The sequence below is a fragment of the Nocardioides lacusdianchii genome (assembly GCF_020102855.1).
GTDB classification, from domain to species: Bacteria; Actinomycetota; Actinomycetes; order Propionibacteriales; family Nocardioidaceae; genus Nocardioides; species Nocardioides lacusdianchii.
Genome location: NZ_JADHZD010000002.1, coordinates 225,876 through 242,326 on the forward strand (window position 1 = coordinate 225,876; position 16,451 = coordinate 242,326).

Below are 16,451 nucleotides of genomic sequence, written 5' to 3' on the forward strand. Positions count from 1 at the left end.
ACCGAGGACGCCCCTGCCGAGCGGCGTGAGGAGCCGAAGGGGAGCTGACGCCCGGAGCATCCTCACCCGCGGTCGCGAGGCACCGGCACCTGCGCCAGCAAGGTGTCGACGACCTCCTCCGGGGTGACACCGCCGAAGGCGGCTCCAGATGCCATCAGCAGGCGGTGCCCGAGCACGGGACGGGCGAGGACGGCGATGTCCTCGGGGACGACGTGGCCACGTCCCTCGGCGAGCGCCCAGGCGCGCGCCGCCCGGATCCAGGCCAGGGCACCGCGGGTCGACAGCCCAATCCGGACGTCCGGGAGCTCGCGCGTGGCCTCGGCCAGCTGCCGGACGTAGCGGATGATGGCGGCGTCGGCATGGACCATGTCGGCAAGACGGGACATCTGCACGATCTCGTGAGCGCCCACGACCGGCGCCAATCCCGCTGCACGGTCGCGTACCCCCGAATCGGCGAGCAACGCCTCGGTCGACGCCGCGTCCGGGTGCCCGACGCTGGCGCGCATGAGGAACCGGTCGAGCTGGGCCTCGGGCAGCTGGTAGGTCCCCGCCTGCTCGATCGGGTTCTGGGTCCCGATCACCATGAACGGACGACCCACCTCATGGGTCTGACCGTCCACCGTGACGTGCCCCTCCTCCATCACCTCGAGGAGCGCCGACTGCGTCTTGGGCGAGGCCCTGTTGATCTCGTCCGCCAGGACCACGCTGTGGAAGATCGGGCCCGGGTGGAAGGCGAACTCCCCGTGGGCCTGGTCGTAGACCGTGACGCCGGTGACGTCGGAGGGCAGCAGGTCCGGGGTGAACTGGATGCGTGCGAAGGAGCACTCGAGCGACTTCGCCAGCGCGCGCGCCATCATCGTCTTCCCCGTGCCCGGCAGGTCCTCGAGCAGCAGGTGCCCGCCGGAGACGAGGCAGGTGAGCGCCAGACGCACGACGTGCCGCTTGCCCAGCACGGCAGACTCGACGTTGTGCACGACGCGGTCGAAGGTGTCGGCATACCACCGGACGTCGTCGGGACGGAGGGTGACGATGTCAGTCATGCGGTCGGGGAACTGCCTTCCGGGTCGGCTGCGCTGCGCGCCAATCTAGCCCACCTGTGCGGGGTGTGCTCGCGGTGTGCGCAAGTCGCGTGCGGGTGCGGTGAGCGCGAGTAGCCTGACCCGATGCCCCAACGCCCGCCCGCAGCCGCTGGCACCCGTCGGCGCCTCGGCGAGCGTGCCCTCGCGACCCTCCTCTGCTCGGGTCTGCTGGCGTCCCCGGCCGCGGCCGGCTCGGCGGACAGCGATCGCGACGGGCTGGGCGACCGCACGGAGCTCGGCGCCACCGCCGTGCGGCACCCCGCCCTCACGCCGCTGACCACGGCCCTGGCACGGCGGAGCAGCCGGCCCGTGCGGCTGCTGTTCCTCGGATCCTCGACGACGTACGGGGTCGGCGCCAGCTCGCCGGCCTCGAGGTACGTCGACCAGGTCGTCGGGCGCCTCGGCCGGAGGTTTCCGTCCGGAGGAGACGACAGCGCGCCCGTGCGAGACCTCCAGCGCAGCACGGACCGCCCGGACGACACGCCGGGGGTGCAAGGAGTCAACGGCGGGGTGGGTGGAGTGACGGCGGCGACGTACGTCACCGCGGCCCACGAGTACGGCGTGGGTGTGCTCCAGCCGGCGTGCGTGATCCACATGATCGGCTCCAACGACGCAGTGGCGCAGGTGCCGTTGACGAGCTTCCGCGCAGCGGTGGAGGACGCGGTGCGGCGCATCGACGCCGCCAGCGAGCGCCCACCGTGCCACGTGCTCCTCCAGCCTGTCCGACGGTTCCAGGTGTCGCCGGAGGCGTGGGCTGCGTACGGCCAGGTCCTCGCCCAGGTGGCAGGGGCCTCCTCTCGCGTGACGTACGTCGACGTGGGCGCTGAGTTCGAGGCTCGAGGTGCCCCCGGCCCCGATCCGGACCAGCTCATCGGCCCCGACGAGGTGCACCTGACCGACGCGGGTCACGCGTTGTTGGCGACCACGCTCCTCAGGGCTATCGACTTGACCCGGCGGGGCCTCGGCACAGGGACGGACCCACGCCGGGCGGACACCGACCGTGACGGCATCAGGGACCGGAGCGAGCTCGGCAGGCGTGTGGTCCGGGTGTCCGTCGTTCCGTGCGAGGGCGCCACCGTCCACCGCCTCTGGACCAGGACGCTGGGCTACGAGCCGGACACCGACGAGGACGGTCTCGGCGACCGGACCGAGCTCCGCGGATATCCCCTCGCCGACGGTCGGTTCGTGCGCAGCGATCCCGCGGACGCAGACACCGACGGGGATGGCGCCGACGACGGCCGGGAGTGGTTGTCGGGGCACGGCGACCCGGTCACGTGCCAAGGCCGACGACCGGCGAGGCGATCGCGGTGATCACCCGGCCGGCCGTAGTGAGACCTGCGGCGTGGCTCAGGCGGTGCGGGGCTCCTCCGACCGACGCTTGCGCAGGATGAGGATGCCTGCGATGAGCAGCAGGAGTCCGAGGATGCCGCCGACCACCGGCACCCAGATCCGGATCACCTGCAGCTGGGTGGCCAGCGCGGAATAGGTCTCGACGTTGTCGGAGATGGTCTCGGGGTTATAGCCGATGGTCACGTCCGTCAGGGTCGCGACCTGCTCGCCCTCGTACTCGGCGACGCTGAGCTGGTCCTCCTGGCCACGGATGATCACACCGGTCTCCGGCTCGATCCAGAGCGTCCGCGTGTTGGAGTAGACGCGGTCCAGAGTGACGTCTCCCTCCTCATCGATGCCGAAGAAGGATGCGGGAGCAGTGATGTTGCCGACGGTGGTCGGCGGGATCTGCTGCTCGAAGCGGTAGACGTCGAGACCCTCGATGGTCTCGGTCTCCTTGTACTCGATGTCCGGGGCCTCGCCGAGCGATCCGTCCCAGAACTGGTAGGTCTTCTGCTCGGTCCGGAAGGGGAACTTGAAGTAGAGGCCCTCGAAGCCGATGGTGTCCTTGACCTCCACGCCCCGGTCGTCCGCGGTGGTGGCCGTGAAGGTGTCGCAGCACTTCACCGTCTCGCCGGTGTGCCGGTCGAAGGCGACGCGGTCGTGGCTGCCCGAGCGGGGCGGGTCCTCGGTACTGATGTCAGCGCCCGGCTCGTCAGTGTAGACCAAGGTCTCCCACACCGCGATGTCCCGCCCGAGCTCGTCGCTGGCCTCCTCGGACGCCTCGACGTCTCCGACGACGTTGCGGGTGGAGACCAGGTCGACCGTGATCTCCTGCTGGGAAGCAATGTCGAAGATGGTGGCACCGGGCCCTTCGGACACGGACACCGTGTCCTGGTCGAGCGGCACGACCGCCAACCGGTCGTAGGCGTAGAACCTGGCGAGCAGAGCCAGCGTCAGGAAGAACACGCCGACTCCCGTCAGTACAAAACCGAGCTTCCTGCTCACCGTTAGTGCTCCCTCATCCGGCTCATGTGACGCGCGCACGTTACCAGTCAGTCACCTAGGTGGCACCCATCTTGCTCAAACGATCTGCGGCGCGTCCATCTCGACCACGAGGACGGCGTGCGCCGTGTAGAGCAACCGGTCGTACGAGGTGCCCCACACTTCGTCCGGTGGGACCTCGCGCCACACGTTCCGGCGCGCGTCGCGACGCAGGGCCCGCAGCCTGCTCGACGGGATCCGGCCCGAGCGCAGCTGGTCGTCGAACGTCGTGTTGTAGCCCAGCGGGTGGGTGATCCACAGCATGCCGCCGGGTCTGACGTGGGCACGCAGCCGCTCGATGGCTCGGGCCGGCTTGTTGGGATCGATCACGTCCTCGTCCAGCCCTACGTGTTCGAGGGTGGAGATGGCCAGGACGAGGTCGAAGTCGCGACTCAGGTCGAGGTCGGCGACGTCGGCGTTGAGGACGCCCGGCGCCTGCTCGTACTTGTCGACCACCGCATGCGTCACGTCGGCGTAGTGGCCCAGCACGTTGCCGATCTCCAGGACGTCCGCCCCGGGGTGCTGCTCCAGCAGGTCCAGCGCGAGCGAGACCTCCACCGCTCGCTCGTTGAGCCACGTGTAGTGGTAGCGGTGGGCGAAGTAGGGAAGGGTCCTCCCGCCCCAGGCGAAGACGCCCGGCGCGCGTCCCGGACGGGGTCGACCAGTAACCCACTGCCGGCCCCACCGGCCGGAGGAGGCCAGGACGTCGAGGACACCTCGCTGGCGGGAGGTCGCGATCACGCGGGCGAGGACGGGCAACACACGTCGCAAGAGCGGCATGCCCGCACAGTAGTGGTGCTCAGCAGTGCGGTCGTCGGGGCCTCGCATGCGATAGTCGGTCCATGCAGCGCCCGGCCGACTCGAGCGTCGCGACCACCTTCCCGGTCCTCGACTCCTTGCGCGCCTTCGCTGCGATCGCCGTGCTCGCCACCCACGCAGCCTTCTGGGCCGGCGACTACTCGGAGCCGGTGTGGGGCTGGGCGCTGGCCCGCCTCGACGTCGGCGTCGCGATCTTCTTCGTCCTGTCGGGCTTCCTCCTCTCCCTCCCCTGGTTCGAACGGCACCGGCTCGGCCTGCCCGCTCCCTCCACCGGCCGCTACCTCTGGAAGCGGCTGCTGCGACTGGCGCCCGTGTACGTCATCACCGCGGTCGGTGCGCTCGTCCTGCTGCCCGGCAACGACGATGCGGGGCCGGGTGACTGGGTCACGACCCTCCTGCTCGCCGACATCTACGTCGACGACCAGCTCCCCGACGGGCTGACCCAGATATGGAGCCTGGCCACGGAGGTCGCCTTCTATCTCGCCCTGCCCGTCGTGATGTGGCTCGTCCTGTCCCGGCGCAGCCGGGGTGGCGCCGACCGCTTCGTCGTCGTCGCGCTGGGGATGATCATCACGACCGTGGTCTGGTTGCTGGACCTCTCGGTCCGCCTGGACAACGGCGACACGATGATCCGCCTCTGGCTGCCGTCGTACCTCACCTGGTTCACAGTCGGTCTCGTGCTGGCGCGGACCGTGTCCCGCATGCGCCGCGACAGTGGTCCGCGCGACCGCCTCACCGATCTCGTTGCGGAGCTGGGTCGCTCCCCCGGCCTGTGCTGGATCTCGGCCGCGGCCCTCTTCGCCGTCGCCGCCACCCCGGTCGCCGGGCCGCCGGACCTGACGCCGCCCACCTTGGGTGCGGCGCTCACCAAGAACCTCCTGTACGCCGCCATCGCCGGGCTCGTCGTCCTGCCCGGGGTCCTCGCGCCGGCCGAGGGTCTGTTCGCCCGGGTGCTGTCACGCCCGGCGCTGCGTCACCTGGGCTACCTCTCCTACGGGATCTTCTGCGTGCACCTGGTTCTGCTCGAGCTGATCACCGACTGGCGCGACATGCCGCTCTTCGCAGGCCGCGGCGTCGAGCTGTTCGGGCTGACGCTCCTGACCTCGGTGCTGGTCGCGGAGATCCTCTACCGCGCCGTCGAGCGACCGTCACGACGGTGGCGCAACCTCCGCGCACCGTGGTGTGCCCCGGAAACGACCCAAGCGCCGAGCGACACAGCCACCAGGAGCTGGGGGGCGACGAGCGCTCCTGCCCAGCCGTCCGCCGCACCGAGTGGGCGCCACCAGTAGACACCGGCTGCGGCGAGCAGCGGGAAGCCTGCAGCGACGGACACGACCGAGGCCGGGACGCGGGTGATGGCCAGGAGGGCGCCCGCGGCGCCCAGGACGCCCCACCCGACGCCTGGCCACGAGAAGACCAGGCCGAGGGCGAGCAGGCCCGCCACAGGTACCACCCAACCCGCAACGGCCGTGCGCAGCGGGGGCGGTGCGGACGCTCGGCGGCGCGGGACGGCAGTGCTCAGCAGCAGCCCGAGGAGCAGGAGCGCGCCCACCAGCAACGCAGCGCGGTAGGTGTGGTCCGGGGCGTAGCGCACGTCGAGCGACTCGACTCCCCCGGGCACACGCCAGCCCTGCTGCCACCCGTCGAGCGTCACCGGCGTCGCCCGTTCGCCCTCTGGCACCCTTGCCTGCCACCCGGCGTTGACGTTCTGACGGAGCGCCACCACCGAGGTCGCCCCCTGATCCGCCACCGTGACCTCCGCGGAGACCGCGGTGCCGGGACGCACTGTCGCGGTCGTCGGTCTCGTCCCCAGGGCAGCGGCCCCGGGCTTGCTCAGCGCCACCCGCACGGGTCGGAAGGCCGGCGCCGGTGTGATCACCACGCGGGTGCTCGGGACGGACAACTCCACTGTGGTCGGCCCGCAGGCGCGCGCCGGCACCTGCTGGCCGTCGAACAGCTGCCGCGCGGACGCGGTGACGCTGGTTGCGTAGATCAGGTCGCCCACCCGCAGCGCCGGCCCGAACCCGCACCCGATGTCCACCGGCGTCTCCGACAGCTCGATCGGGAGCAGGCCGACGCCGCTCACCCGCAGCTCGCTCACTCCGACGCCGACCGGGTCGATACCGCCGAAGGCCGAGCGGCTGCCGGCCTCCGCCGCCTCCACCACGCGGACCTCGAGGCGAGTGGTCCGGAAAGGTCGCACCCGGGCGTACCCGTCGGCATCGAGCCGAACCGTCTGTCGACCGTCGTCGTGCACGAGCTCCACTCGGGTGGCCGGGGCCGCCGCCGCCTGGGGGTCCAGGCCGAGCCTGACGGCGCGCACGGGTCGGTCGCCGATCCAGTTCAGCGTGAGCGTCGGTGTCGGGTCGTCCACGTCGGCGACCCAGGTCGTGCCGGGCCTTCCGTCGATGGCGGCGACGGCCGAGGCGCGCGCGTCCGCGATCGCCCTCGAGGACGCCGCGATGGTGACAAGCTGGTCGCGTTGCAGCAGTCCTTCTAGCGCGTCACCGGCGATCGGCCGGACCTCCGCGGCGAGCGCGTAGTCGGCGCCGGTGCCCAGTCGCACGGTCCGGTCGATGACGCCGCCGTCCTCGTCCGCCCGTTGACGTCCGGTGGCACACCGAACGTCCCTGCCCACCTCCACGCAGCCTCCCCGGCTGGCCGGTGCGGACAGCAGCACGTGGTCGGGTGCGCCCCACTGCGCCGGGACCTCGGGCAGCAGCAGCGTCCGGTCGAGGTCGAGGCCCTCGACGCGGACCTCCGCGACGGTCAACGCCTCGGCCGCGCCGGCGCGAGGGGCTGCACCCACCCTCATCCAGGGACTCTCGCCAGGCGGTGGCACGAGCGTGACCGACTCGCCCGGGAGCAGGGTCCCCGGGCGGGAGGAGCCCGCTGCGGTCTCGACGACGACCGACGTCCCGTCGTCGTCCTGGCTCTCGCCGGCCACGAGGGTGACCGCCCCCACCTGGCGGGGCTCCTCGAACACCACCCGGACCCAGGGGTCTTCGTCCCTGCGGGGAAGGCCTGACTCCCAGGCCGTCTCGGTCCGACCGTCGAAGGCGGCGTACGGCAAGGACTCCGGCAGCACGGGACCGACGGTGTCGGCGAAGGCACGCGAGCCCGATGCGTCCACCGACCGCGCCCCCTCGATGCGTGACGTCGTCTCCCACCGCGCCTGGTCCCCGAGGACGTACTCCCGGGCCGGAGCGCCACGTCGGCCGTCGTCGGAGGCAGCGAGCGTGGCGGACCGCCCGTCGTGCACCCGAGCGAAGGTGGCCTCGCGCCGCCGGAGCCCGTCGGTGAGGAGCAGCCCTCCCCCGTCGGGACCCTGCGTCGTGTCGCGCGCCAGCACGGTCGGCTCGTCACCCAAGAGCTCGGCGTCGAGCAGCTCGAGGAGGTCCTCGGGGCCGCCGACCACGACGGGGGGTGCGGTGCTGCCAACGGCAGCGCGCGTGCCGGCCACCTCGTAGACCTCGATCGCCGGGTAGGCCGCGTGCCATCCACCGTCGACCACGACGCGGGGCGGTTCCACCTCGCCCTCGCCCTCGCCCTCGGCCTCGTCCTCGTCCTCGTCATCCTTCTCCTCCTCGTCGAGGCGCACCGGACCGCCGATCTCCGGACCGAACTCAGCGACCTTGGTGAGGCCCGGGGAGCCCTCGATGGCCTGGTGCACCAGCACAGGGAGGGGGACGTCGCCGGACGGCCGCAGGTCGTTGCGCACCACCAGGTGGCGTACGCCGGCCCGGGCGAGGTAGGCGGCCAGGCCGGGCGACGGTTCGCCGGACGCGAGCCGTGCCTCGACGGCGTCGAGCATGCGGATGTTGCCCGGCGGTGCCAGCGGAACGGCGTTGCGCACCGCCCACCCCGCGACGCCGTAGGACTGCACCGGCTCGTCCTCCGGTGTGCCCCAGAGATAGGTGGCGAAGCTCGATCCCGGGACCAGCAGGGCCGTGGTGCCGTCCGAGTCGCGGTCGGCGGTCGTCCCGAGCCAGGACGTCGCCTCCTGCCAGTAGCCCGGCACGGACTCGAAGTCCTCGGTAGGAGCGAGGCGACCGGCGAGGGCCGGGCTGGCCACGCCCGCCACGGCCACGACGCTCAGGACCAGCACCCCGACGTAGGCGACGTGGTCACCGTCCTCCAGCCGCTCGCGCAAGGACCTTGCCGTCGACCTCTGCTGCACCCGTGCCGCGGCGGCGGAGAGCACGTGCGCCAACCCGAGGACCAGCGGCAGCCGGACGAGTGGCTCGAACTTGTGGACGTTGCGCAGCGGTGCAAGGACGCCGTCGAGAGCCGAACGCTCGCTGTCGGCGAACCACCCCGACACGGCACCGGAGTGGCCCATGGAGACCAGCACGAGGCCCAGGAGCATGCCCAGGGCGAGGAACTGGCGGTGCGGGTTGCCGCGCAGGGCGATCCCCACGAGCCCGAGCACCGCGAGCACCGCCCCGTTGAGCGCGACGTAGCCCGTCGAGACGAGGTCGTTGCCGGCCCGCCACGTCGAGTCCACGTAGGGGACCCAGTGCGAGGTGCCGCGCAGGACGTCGAACGGCGTGGTGGGGAAGGTGGTGATGGAGGCCGTCTCGATGAAGTCGAGGAAAGGTGGGCTGTAGGTGCCGAGCAACAGCAGCGGCACCAGCCACCAGGCTGTTCCGGCGACGACCAGGATCGGCCACCAGGTCATCAGGGCGCGCCGCCGGGGCCCCGAGGACCGGGTGAGCAGCCACACCGCGCCCAGTGGGAGCACCGCGAACGTCGCGGCAGCGTTCACGCCGCCCACCGCGGCGACTGCCAGCGCCGACAGGGCCGCCGCCCGCCGCGGCGAACCGGTCCGGCACCCGAGGACGAGCGGCACGAGCACCCACGGTGCGAGCGCCATCGGCCACGCCTCGATCGAGATGGGCCCGATGGTGGTGAGGATCCTGGGCGAGAGCGCGTACGCGAAGCCGGCGACGATCCTGCTCGTGGGCGATCCCAGGCCGAGGGCCGAGCACAGCTTGACGATCCCCAGGAAGGCGACGACCAGCAGCAGGGACCACCACATCCGCTGGACGACCCACTCCGGCACCGTCAGGAGGTCGCCGAGCCAGAAGAACGGTCCCATCGGGAAGAGGTAGCCGTACGCCTGGTTCTGGATCTGCCCGAATCCACCGGACGGGTCCCACATGTGGAGAGCGCGGCCGAGCATGGCGCCGGGATCGGCGACCAGGTCGAACTTGGTGTCGCTGACGATCCGTCCCGGGCGTTGGGAGAACGCGAGGGCCACGAGCACCAGGCAGCAGGCGGTGAGCCGGAACCGCCAGGTGATCGCCGATGCGCCGATGGTGGCCGACGACGTCATCGCCGACGGAGGACGACGACGAGGTTCCAGGTGGCGACCTCCCGAACCAGCGGGACCCGCGTCAGCCACCGCGCCGCGCGCGGGTTGTAGCGGGGGATGACGTCGAGCACCTCGGCCCCCGTCTGCGCGCGCGCCCAGTCGAGGCCGGCGCGGACCGTGACCGGGTAGAGCGACTCGCCGAACTTGTTCTTGGGCTCGTGCCCGTGCCGTCTGAGGTAGCGGCGACGGGCGCGCTCCCCGCCGAGGTAGTGCCACGGAGCCGTCTCGTGCCCGCCCCACGGACCGAACCAGACGGTGTAGGAGATGAACGTGATGCCGCCCGGGCGCGTCACCCGGACCATCTCGTCGGCCATCCTCCACGGCTCCGCGACGTGCTCGAGGACGTTGGAGGAGTAGCAGACGTCGACGGAGCCGTCGCCGAACGGGAGCTGCATGCCGCTGCCCAGGACGGTCCGCGGAGAGATCTCACCGAGCCCGGAGAGCTCCCCGGCATCGGCGTCGAGCGCGAAGTACGTGGCCCCCGCGTCCTCGAAGGCCTTCCGGAAGTAGCCCGGCCCGCCTCCGACGTCGAGCAGGCGACTCCCGGTGAGGTCGGCGTACTGGGACAGGTGGCCGACCGAGTCGTCCGCCAGTGCGCCGTAGAAGACATCCGGGCGGGTCTGCTCCAGGCGGAACGCTCGGAACAGCCGGACCGATCGGCGCAGCGTGGGCGCCCAGGCCGAGGATCTGGGGCGGGACTGCTGCAGCACGCGGCGACTGTAGTCGATGGTGCGATGCGCTGCCCTCGCATCGTTCGGACGCGCGTACGTCACTGGGCCGTCGTGTCAGGCTGGACTGCGACCCACGCTGCGCCGACGGCCAGATCCGTCACGCACACGCCATCGCCGTCCTCGACGCGGGCGCTCACACGTCCAGACTCCGGGCCCACGACGAAGAAGGCGCGTCCAACGCCGGCCGGGACGTCCAACGAGCTCGACCGACCGGCCACGGAGACGTGGAGCGTGGCTTCGCTGCCCGCGTAGTAGCCCATCCTCAGCACGCGCGGGGTCGCGTCGTCCGATTCGACGCTCCACAGGTCGGCTTCTTGCTGGTCGACGGCCCAGCCGCAGCCCTTGACCGGTCCTGTCCGCTCGTCACTCCCTGGAAAGAGATCCACAAGACGAAGCTGGGCCAGTCCGTCAAAGATGAACATCTCCACCGCTGGGCGATCAAAGACGACCTCGGCCCCGACAGCGTTCATCATGCCCTCGAGGTCAGCCCGAGCCGAGATCTCGTAGGGCGGGGCCGAGTTGAGCACGGATCGCTCCGGCTCTGCCTCCATCTGGTCCGCTACTCCACGCGTGAAGTTGGCGGCGTACTCGTGCTGGACGGCAGGCGCCATCCGTACCGTTGTGATCAAGCTGCTGACGAAGAGCAGCGCAACGACTCGGAGGACCACCGCCATCGTCATCCTCTGCCTGAGCCAGACGGCGGCCGCTCGCTCGGACCGGCCTGTCTCCAGAAGCCCCCGACAGCTCGCCAGCACGGCGATCGTGACGACCGGAAGAGCGTCTGCGACGTAGCGGGGGTCTCGCAGCAACAGACCAATCCAGTCGGATCGGCCGAGGGCCAGCAACGACAGGTCCGCAGTCAGATAGCCGACGAGAAGCAGCCAACCAGCGTAGGCCCGCGCTCCGGAGACGACGAAGCTCAACACCACGAGGCAGGCGAAGACGAAAAGGAAGATGAGCGCGGCGTACGTCTCGGTGTAGGGATAGATCGTGCTCTCGGCGCCTCGGGCGTGCCACGGGCCACCGAACAAGCCCGGCACGAACATGCGGAACAGGGTCTGGGTCAGGAGGGATCCCCACCGGATCGGCTCAGCCTGGGTCAGTGCCGTCCCCTCGTCGACCGTCGCCAGGTAGAAGAAGATGTAGGCGCCGAGCACCCCCGCGTGCGCGCTCCACATCCCCCACTGACGACGGAGCCCGACCAGGCGCTCCTTCCACGGCAGGTCGTGAGTGGTGACCAGCAGATGAACGGCGAGAGCGAGGGGAAGGATCAGAGCAGCCTTCTGCCACATCAGAAGTCCCGCGGCGAAGACCAGGACGGAGAGCAGCGCCCACCGGCGTGAGCGTTGCCGATGGGCACGGGTGACCGCCAGCAGCACGACGACTGTGGCCAGCTGCATCGGCAGGGTCTGCAGCGCCGCCGACCACCAGCTCGAGAAGCCCAGTGCCAGAGGAGTGAACAGGTAGGCGGTCCACGGAACGAGAATGAGCCGCGAGTCTCCGAACAACGTACGCAACAGTTGGAACAGGCCCAGCGATGTCGCGGCCTGAAGGACGATCACGGAGAAGGCAGCCGGCGCGAACGACCCGTCGATCGCGTGCGACAGCAGCCACATGAGGAAGTACTGCCCCACCTCGACGTGTCCCCCGTAGTCGCGGACCAAGAACTCTGTCGTGAGCCCGGCGCTGCGTGCCAGGTCCAGGTGAGCGAAGTCGTCTTGGAAGTAGTAGCTGTCGCTCACAACCCACCCCCGGACGACGGCCTGCAACGCGATCAGCGCGGCGGCCGCGCTGGTCAACGGCGTCATGCGTCGGACAAAGCGCTCGTGGAGAGGCATCACACGTCCGGTCCGCACACGCTCGTGCCTTTCACCCACGAGGGCCGCTTCATGTTCGCTCACGCCGCACAGGGTACGGCGGGCCCCGCTCGGTAGGTTCTCGGTGCCGCGGCGCGGCGGGTGAGCAGATATTCGGGAGATCACGCCGTTCGGGACGGCAGACCGTCCGGCCCGTCTCCGACGACCATCCGACCGCACACGACACCCACGACGAGGGCCACGACGACGTCGGCACCCACGGGGGGGACAACCACTTCAGACGCTGAGAGGGCGATGACCCCCGCGAAGACGAGTGCTGCCCCGCACGCGGCCGTGACGTGGTGGAGCAGGTGGCGCCGAGTCACCCAGGCCAGCAGCGCGCCTGCCGCCAGTGGTATTGACACCGCGCCGAGCGCCAGGACGGCGCACAGCCGGGCCATGTGCTGCCCAGTGGCGGGGCGTTTCGCCTCACCGACGGTCGCCGGCGACTGGTCAGCCGGCACCCCGGAGCCCCGTCCTGCTCCCCTGGCGAGCAGGAGGACCGCCAGCAGGAGCAGAAGCGCCACCAGGACGAGGCCACCCACCAGCGCCACCCGGAACGGAGCCTGCGGGCCGTAGTCGAGCTCGACGACCCCCTGCGTCCCGGCCGGAAGGACGAATCCCTGTCGCCATCCGTCGACGACGACCGGACGAAGGGCCTCACCGTCGATGCTGGCGGTCCAGCCGCGGTTGTAGCTCTCGGTGACGCCGAGCACCGACTCCTCGGCGACCGAGACCGAGACCTCCCGCCGGGTGGCCGACCACGACCGGACCGACGGGCGACCGGCGCTCGAGGCCACGGGCGACTGCCCGTCGGTCGATGCCAGCACCACGTTCGTCGTGGCGAAGCCATCCGGGTTCACGACGCGCACGTGGTGCACCCCGGCGGACAGGGGGACCGACGGCCGGCCGCACGGGACCAGGGCGAGGTCGGCCCCGGAGCGTACGTCGCGCAGGGTCCCGCTGATGCGCGTCTGCACGACGCGCCCGTCGATGTCGACGGTGGGACCGAACCCGCAGGCCGCACCGGTGGGCGTCTCGGCGTCCGGGCGATGCACGAGGTCCTCGATGCCTGCGACCTCCACTTCGGCCACACCGACGCCGTCAGGTCCGGCCGGTCCGAACGCGGTCACGCGCAGCTGGTCGGTGCGCACCGGGCGCATCTGCCCCGCCCGCGGACCGGTCGTGGCGACGAGCTGCGGTTCTCCCGTCCCCGGACCGCCGTCGACCACGACCGTCTCCGGCAGGTCGCCAGGCTGCTGGGGAGACCCGGTGACCAGGACCTGGGACACCCGGCGCCGGGGTCCCCACGTCAGCTGGAGCGCGGGCGCGGGGTCGCCGGGCGCCGACGTCCATCCCGTCTCCGGTCGCCCGTCGACAGCACCGGCGGCGGTGACGGCCGGGTCGCCGGCGTAGGTCGTGGTGGCGGCGACCCGCACGAGGTCGTCGGACAGCGGTGCGAAGAGACGGTCGAGGGCGGGACCGTGGGTGGCGACGACCCGCCCGGCGAGACGCCACTCACCGCTCTCCTCGACCGTGATGGTCCGGTTGAAACCCGCTGTCTCCGAGGTCTCCACCTGCCGGTCCGTCGCACATCCGAGGTAGGTGTCGTCGGCGGCGGTGGCGCACGCGCGGCGTGGTGCCTCGCCGGTGAGGAAGACCGAGGTCGTGGACGACACCCGCCCGGGCAGGGCCAGCGACCTGCTCACGTCGTGGTCGGCGATCCGGACGTCGGAGAGCCGGACCTGGCCGCGGGACGTGCCGGCGCCCAGCACGGTGATCCGCATGGTCGTGGCGGAGTCGTCGCCGACCTCGATGGACGGCGCGGTCCCGTCGGGCTCGACGTCGGCGACCACGGAGTGGTCCTCAGTGGTGACCCTGACGGAGGTCACCGGGGCACCGGTGAACGTGTCGAAGGACAGCGCCACCCGCCTCAACGGCGTGGGCCGGTCGAAGCGAACCTCGATCCACTGGCCCTGGGGCCTGGACAGCGGCGCTGTCGCCCAAGCAGTGAAGATCGACCGGTCGAAGGCAGAGTAGGGGTGCTGCTCGGGTCGCACCGGGCCGAGCACGTCGGCGTAGCCCCCCGAGGTGGACGCCACGATCGCAGCGGCTCCGTCGTACGCCGCAATCGTCCGCCGGGTGGGCATGGCGTCGTCGCTGTGGTCGTGGGCGAGCCGTGCGACGCGGTAGCGGTCGTCCGCTGTCATCACGCCAGACCGCGCGTCGTGGACGCGTCCGAAGGTGCGCTCGACCCGGCGGAGGTCGTCGGTGACGATGTCCGCTGCCTCGCCGTCCACTGCCAGGACCGTCGCTCGGTCCTCGGACACCAGCCCGGCTGCTCGCAGGTCCGGCACCACCTCCGGGCCCCCGTCCACCACCACACGGCCGTCCCAGCCCTGCAGGTCCACGCGCGGCTCGACGTCGTGCTCGAGCTCGTAGACGTCGACGGCCGGCAGACCGCTCCGGGTCTCGCCGAAGCTGCGTGCCACCCGAGCCCCTGGCACGTTGCCCAGCGCGGCGCGGACCAGCTCCGGGTCGGGGGCGTCGGTCTCGTCGGGGTCGAGGTCGTTGCGCACGATGACGTGAGTCACACCGAGGGCCTCGAGTGCTGCGGCGAGCCGACGCTGCGGCCGCGGGTCGGCGACCGCCTGCTCGACGGAGTCCAGGAGCCTCAGGGTGCCGGCGGGCGCAACCGTGACCTGGGCCCGCGCCATCCACGGGGCAGGGCCGAGCACCTGGATCGGCTCGTCGATCGTCCTCCCCCACGTCTGCACGGCGAAGCCGGCGCCCGGGAGCACGATGGACCGGGTCGGTCCCGGCTGGTCGCCCAGGTAGGCAACCGCGTCACGCCAGCTCCGGGGTACGTCGTCGAAGCCGCCCTCGGTGCGCAGCGAACCACCCGCAGCAGGACCTGTCGCGGCCACGACCAGCAGACCTGCGGCGGCGAGCGTGACGGCCCGGGCCGGCAGCGCTGCAGAGCCGGCGGTACGCCACGTCCTCGGCACGGCGGCCGTGACGAACGCCCCGACGCCGAGGGCGAGCGGGAGCCGCACCAGGGGGTCGAACTTGTGGACGTTCCGCAAGGGCGCCAGCCAGGTGTCCAGTGCGTGCAGCCACGCCTCGGAGAACACGGACCCTGCCCACCCACCGCTCCCGGCCGTCAGCACGGCGAGACCTACGAGGACCGACACCGCGAGCACCCGACGCTGCCACAGGCCGGCCTGCAGCAGGCCCAGGAGCCCAAGCCCTGCGACGAGCACAGTGGGGACGAGCAGGACGGTCGAGGACGCCAGCTCGTAGCCTCCGGCCCAGCCGATCTGGCCCCCACCGGGGAAGAACGCCACCCAGTGGCTGGTCCCGCGCAACGAGGACAGCCACCCGGTGCCACCGGCCGTGTTGTCGGCCGACTCGATGAAGTCCAGGAACGGCGGGGCGTAGGAACCGAGGAGCAGCAGGGGCACCACCCACCACACCGTGGCGACACCGACGAGCGCACCCCACCCGGTGAGGTCGGCCAGGCGACGACGGACCGTGCGCTCCGACGCGAACGCCAGCAGCAGTGCCGGCAGGACGAGGCACGCGACCACCAAGGTGGCGTTCTGTCCCCCCATCCACGGGATGGTCGCTGCGGACAGCACGAACGCCACCCAGGCACGCAGCCGCCCGCGGAGGTAGAGCACCAGCGGCAGCACTGTCCACGGCAGCACGGCTGCCGGGAGCGTCTCGCCGCTGAGCCCGCCCACGGTCGTGAGCACCCGCGGCGCCAGCATGTAGGTCAGGCCCGCCAGCACGGCGCCCGCCGCGCCGATGCCCGGCCAGTTGGACGCGAGTCGTCGCGCTCCCTCGTACGCCAGCAGCATCACCGCCGCGGACCACAGCCGTTCCCAGATCCACACCGGGACCCCGAGCAGGTCGCCGGCGAGGAAGACGGGTCCCATCGGGAACAGGTAGCCGGACGCCTGGTTCTGCAGCCCGCCCAACGCCCAGTCGCCGTTCCACAGGCTCGAGCTGCGCGCCAGCAGGTCGGCGGGGTTGAGCTGGAGGTCGAGCTTGGTGTCGAAGGTGATGCGGCCAGGCTGCTGGAGGAGGTTGAGCACGAGGACCGAGACCACGATGCCGGCGTTCGCGACCGTCAGCCAGCTGAATGGTCCAGCAGGGCGCCGGCGGACCGGGGAAGTTGAGCCGTCGCTCACAGCGGCTGCCTTCCATGTTG

8 protein-coding genes and 1 pseudogene are annotated in these 16,451 nt (G+C 71.5%); 2 read left to right on the forward strand and 7 right to left on the reverse strand.

All coding sequences use genetic code 11. The features are described from left to right. Positions 1-62: 62 nt before the first annotated feature. Positions 63-1,040, reverse strand: a complete 978-nt coding sequence (locus IRX98_RS03745) for an AAA family ATPase (protein WP_224273953.1) — start codon at positions 1,038-1,040, stop codon at positions 63-65. Positions 1,041-1,163: 123 nt separating this feature from the next. On the opposite strand from IRX98_RS03745, the gene IRX98_RS03750 reads away from it, so the two are divergent. Further along, positions 1,164-2,390 (forward strand): SGNH/GDSL hydrolase family protein, encoded by a 1,227-nt coding sequence (locus tag IRX98_RS03750; protein ID WP_224273955.1) that lies wholly within the window; start codon positions 1,164-1,166, stop codon positions 2,388-2,390. A gap of 36 nt (positions 2,391-2,426) precedes the next feature. Here the strand turns inward: IRX98_RS03750 and pgfA are convergent, their stop codons facing one another. Together pgfA and IRX98_RS03760 are read right to left on the reverse strand one after the other, a co-directional pair. Then, positions 2,427-3,416: a cell envelope lipid trafficking protein PgfA gene (pgfA, locus tag IRX98_RS03755; RefSeq protein WP_224273957.1), complete on the reverse strand. Its 990-nt coding sequence runs from the start codon at positions 3,414-3,416 to the stop codon at positions 2,427-2,429. A 75-nt stretch (positions 3,417-3,491) separates the two neighbouring features. After that, positions 3,492-4,232, reverse strand: a complete 741-nt coding sequence (locus IRX98_RS03760) for a class I SAM-dependent methyltransferase (protein WP_224273960.1) — start codon at positions 4,230-4,232, stop codon at positions 3,492-3,494. 62 nt (positions 4,233-4,294) lie between these two features. Here IRX98_RS03760 and IRX98_RS03765 point away from each other — a divergent pair, with 62 nt between their 5' ends. Next, a complete protein-coding gene (locus IRX98_RS03765; protein ID WP_224273962.1) occupies positions 4,295-5,560 on the forward strand; it encodes an acyltransferase family protein in 1,266 nt (421 codons plus the stop codon). A gap of 782 nt (positions 5,561-6,342) precedes the next feature. Here the strand turns inward: IRX98_RS03765 and IRX98_RS03770 are convergent. The 4 genes and pseudogenes from IRX98_RS03770 to IRX98_RS03785 form a co-directional block, all read right to left on the reverse strand. Next, positions 6,343-9,609: pseudogene (locus IRX98_RS03770) on the reverse strand (alpha-(1->3)-arabinofuranosyltransferase domain-containing protein); the annotation flags it as partial. Continuing rightward, on the reverse strand, positions 9,606-10,358 hold the full coding sequence (locus tag IRX98_RS03775; protein WP_224273964.1) for a class I SAM-dependent methyltransferase: 753 nt from the start codon (positions 10,356-10,358) through the stop codon (positions 9,606-9,608). The pseudogene IRX98_RS03770 and the gene IRX98_RS03775, both read right to left, overlap by 4 nt. Before the next feature lie 59 nt (positions 10,359-10,417). Next, positions 10,418-12,280, reverse strand: a complete 1,863-nt coding sequence (locus IRX98_RS03780; protein WP_224273967.1) for a hypothetical protein — start codon at positions 12,278-12,280, stop codon at positions 10,418-10,420. Positions 12,281-12,357: 77 nt separating this feature from the next. Then, positions 12,358-16,350 (reverse strand): alpha-(1->3)-arabinofuranosyltransferase domain-containing protein, encoded by a 3,993-nt coding sequence (locus IRX98_RS03785; protein ID WP_224273969.1) that lies wholly within the window; start codon positions 16,348-16,350, stop codon positions 12,358-12,360. Between the last annotated feature and the right edge of the window lie 101 nt (positions 16,351-16,451).

Excerpts from the sequence above, each read along its gene's own strand:
- IRX98_RS03765 (WP_224273962.1), top strand. The coding sequence starts at position 4,295 with ATGCAGCGCCCGGCCGACTCGAGCGTCGCGACCACCTTCCCGGTCCTC.
- IRX98_RS03760 (WP_224273960.1), bottom strand. The coding sequence starts at position 4,232 with ATGCCGCTCTTGCGACGTGTGTTGCCCGTCCTCGCCCGCGTGATCGCG.
- IRX98_RS03750 (WP_224273955.1), top strand. The coding sequence starts at position 1,164 with ATGCCCCAACGCCCGCCCGCAGCCGCTGGCACCCGTCGGCGCCTCGGC.
- IRX98_RS03745 (WP_224273953.1), bottom strand. The coding sequence starts at position 1,040 with ATGACTGACATCGTCACCCTCCGTCCCGACGACGTCCGGTGGTATGCC.